The following is a 1,091-nucleotide window of genomic DNA, read 5'->3' on the forward strand; positions in this document are numbered from 1 at the left end:
GGGTCGTCGGTGGGGGAGAGGAAGGTGCGGTAGAGGGGCAGGCTGGGGTGGCGCTCGCGCCGCACCCGCTCGAAGACCCACTCCAGCGGCTCGCGCAGCTCCTGGAGGAGGTCGGGGTCGGGGCCGCCCTCGAGGTAGCGCGCCAGCGCCAGGGGGTAGGCCGCGGCCTGGTCGAGCTCGAAGCCGGGGTAGAGCGGGGGCCCGCCGAGGTACTGCGCGTGCTCGCCGGGCCAGCGCGCGTAGCGCCGGAAGGCCGCCCGCAGCACCTGCCGCGCCCGGGGCCGGTCGGCCAGCAGCAGCGCGGGGAAGAACCACAGCAAGGCGTCGCGCGACCAGTAGGCCCCCGAGACGTAGTAGTGCGGGCTGCGCGAGGTCAGGAGCACGGGCTCGCCCTCGAGGCTGTCGGCCTGGGCGTAGAAGTAGGCCAGCAGCAGGTGCCGCCGGTAGCTCGCCTCCAGCGGCCCCGCGTAGCCGCCGGTGAGGGCGAAGATCTTGCGCCGGGTGGCCTCGAGCAGCCCCTCCCAGCCCACCCGCCGCAGGTGCAGCGCGGTGGTGCGGGCCCCGTCGGCCTCGGGGGCCACCCCCACGTAGAGCGTGACCGGCCCGGCGCTCCACCCCATCGCGAACTGCTCCCCCCACTCGAGCTCGCTGGGCTCGCGGTCGGCCTGGAGCCCCAGCGCCAGCAGGGTGCGCTCGGTGCGGGCCTCGAGCACGTGGCTGCGGGTCCAGGGGTCGTGACCGGCGCGGAAGAAGGCGTCTACCGTCTCCTCGCGGAAGCGGCGCAGCCCCAGGTGGCCGGTGCGCCCGATGATCCGCAGGGGGCCGGGCGCCTTGGGCTCCAGCCGCAGCGCGAAGCCGCGCTCGCCCCAGGGGGCCAGCAGGGTCACGGTGCAGGCCGGGCTCTCCCACACCGGGATCCAGTCGTCGAGCAGGCGGCCCTGCCAGCCCTGCCCCTGCACCTCCAAAAGCGGCTCGCCCACCAAGTCGAGCAGGCCGTTGAGGCCCAGCGAGGCCACCCCCAGCCGCAGCAGGCGCGGAAGGTCGGGGTGGGCCTCGAGGTGGAGCTCGAGGTTGCCGGTGGGCCGGTGGGC

1 pseudogene is annotated in these 1,091 nt (G+C 75.8%); it reads right to left on the reverse strand.

The window, feature by feature from the left end:
* A pseudogene (locus tag Mterra_RS21445) lies at positions 1-1,091 on the reverse strand (glycoside hydrolase family 125 protein); the annotation flags it as partial.

The organism is Calidithermus terrae (assembly GCF_003574345.1).
Classification (GTDB): domain Bacteria; phylum Deinococcota; class Deinococci; order Deinococcales; family Thermaceae; genus Calidithermus; species Calidithermus chliarophilus.